Below are 1830 nucleotides of genomic sequence, written 5' to 3'. Positions count from 1 at the left end.
CCCACATCGTCGACGGCGTACGCCTCCGGCGCGATGTGTGCCGCGGCCCAACGAGCCAGCCGCTCACGGACCTTGGCCCAGTCCCAGGTCGAGGAAGCCACGAACTGCTGGAGCTGCTGGTGGTCCACGCCCAGGCGCTCGGCCATCGGCTGCATCGACTTACGCTTGCCGTCCAGCATCAACCCGCGTAGGTACAGCTCGCCCTTGGCCCGCTGGTCCCGACGGGCCAGCGGGCCGAGCATCTCGGCGGCGAAGGCCTCCAGACGCGGCCGGACCTCTTCCATGTCCTCAGGTGTCACACCTGAAAGAAAATCACAGCCTATCCAATGACGATCACTTGGGGTACCTAACAAAGCCCTACTAGAGCTCGCGTCGGACTCCGCCCCCTCATCGTCGGCACCGGCGGGATGGCCCTACCCGAAGGTGCAGGCGCGCAACGACATCCGCGACGCCCCGAAGGGGCGCCCAGTCTGTGTACTTGGGCCGATGACGCATGAGCAGCGGACCGAGCTTTCGGAAGCCCTGGCCAGATATGGAGGATGGCGGTGGCAGCCCCTGGAGCGTGCTGTTAAGGCGATCAGCGGCGCCATTCACCGTAGATCGAGACGGTGACATCCGCAGTCGCCCGGGCCGCCGCCACGTCGATCTGCGCGCCTGTCTGGCCGCGCCTGCCCGGGTTCAGGTTGCGCGTCGCTCGGGAGCGGCAGCGGCCTCAGCGGTCTGAGCCAGGATTGCCCGGGCGGAGTCCGCGTAGCGGATGGCGGTCTTCTCGTCCAGGCCGAAGATTTCGGCGAGGTGGAGTGGGTCGGGGCCGTGGGCGAGGGCTTCTTCGAGCTGGCGGTCGACGCGGAGCCGTTCCAGGGTGGCCCTCTGGCCGCGAAGTGCGGCGGAGACTGAGACGCCGCTGATGGGGCCGGTCTCCAGCGCGGTCTGCTTGTTGATCAGCAGGTGCGGGTTGGCGGTGTCGGGCCAGCGGCGTCGCCGGTGCTCCAGCCAGGCGAGGGCGGCCTGCAGGGTGAGCTCGTCCAGGGGGCGGACGCGGCCGTCGACGACGAGTCGGCGGTCGCCGATGTCGAGGTCGTCGAGCATCCACGACGGCGCGTTCTCCGCGATGGACCTCACCGCCCGCCATCCGCGCACCGGCGAGCTGCTGTCCACCGTGAAGTTCATGGTGCAGACCCTCGCCGCCGCCGGCGAACTCCAGCGCGACCTCCAGCGCGAGCTGACGTACGACGGGCTGCGCGCCGCCGAGGCCAAGGGCAGCAAGGGCGGGCGCCGCCCCGCGGTGGAGGCCGCGAAGACCGACGACGTACGCACCGAGTACCTGGAAGGGCGCTCCATCGCCGCCCTCGCCCGCGAGCACCGGGTCAGCCGCGGCGCCACCCGCACGGCCGTCGCCGACCTCCTGCCCGACCACACCACCAACGAGGAGGACGCGCCCGCCCCGGAGCTGCCGGTCACCCTCGACATGCCGGGCAAGGTCGCCGACTACCTCCGCACCACCGAGCTGGAACCCGCCGAGCGTGCCGCGCTCGACCAGGGGACGACCGTACGGCGCGGCCAGGGCTACACCCTGCGCGTCAGCGCCGTCCCCGCCGTGCACCGAGGGCTCCTCGCCCGCTGCCAGCCGCTCGACGACAGCCAGGACCTTCCAGCGGTCCCGACCCAGCGCAAGGCCCGCCGCGAGTACGAGAACAGGGTCAGCGCCCTCACACCCTGAACAAGATCGTTCTCACCGATACTGACCTTGGCGCTTCGAGGTGATTGGCCTGTTTATGTGGCTGACTGATGCTCATCTGCGCGCTATGCCGTTGGTATGCGCTATGCGGA

The 1830-nt window shown here is 69.9% G+C and carries 3 protein-coding genes; 1 reads left to right on the top strand and 2 read right to left on the bottom strand.

The features are described 5' to 3' along the window. Together ACIRYZ_RS46500 and ACIRYZ_RS46495 are read right to left on the bottom strand one after the other, a co-directional pair. On the bottom strand, positions 1 to 284 hold a 284-nt coding region (locus ACIRYZ_RS46500; RefSeq protein ID WP_402955824.1), incomplete at its 3' end, for a transposase. Positions 285 to 678: 394 nt separating this feature from the next. Next, the gene (locus ACIRYZ_RS46495) at positions 679 to 1122 is read right to left on the bottom strand and encodes a hypothetical protein (RefSeq protein WP_402955821.1); all 444 of its coding nucleotides are present in this window, start codon (positions 1120 to 1122) and stop codon (positions 679 to 681) included. On the opposite strand from ACIRYZ_RS46495, the gene ACIRYZ_RS46490 reads away from it, so the two are divergent. Continuing rightward, entirely contained in the window at positions 1112 to 1720 is a 609-nt protein-coding gene (locus ACIRYZ_RS46490; protein WP_402955818.1) for a hypothetical protein, read from the top strand. The genes ACIRYZ_RS46495 and ACIRYZ_RS46490 overlap by 11 nt on opposite strands. The last annotated feature ends 110 nt before the right edge of the window (positions 1721 to 1830 follow it).

It is taken from the genome of Kitasatospora sp. NPDC101155, assembly GCF_044768305.1.
GTDB lineage: Bacteria > Actinomycetota > Actinomycetes > Streptomycetales > Streptomycetaceae > Kitasatospora.
Note: the sequence above shows the minus strand (reverse complement) of the source record. Positions and strands in the feature narration are given on the sequence as shown.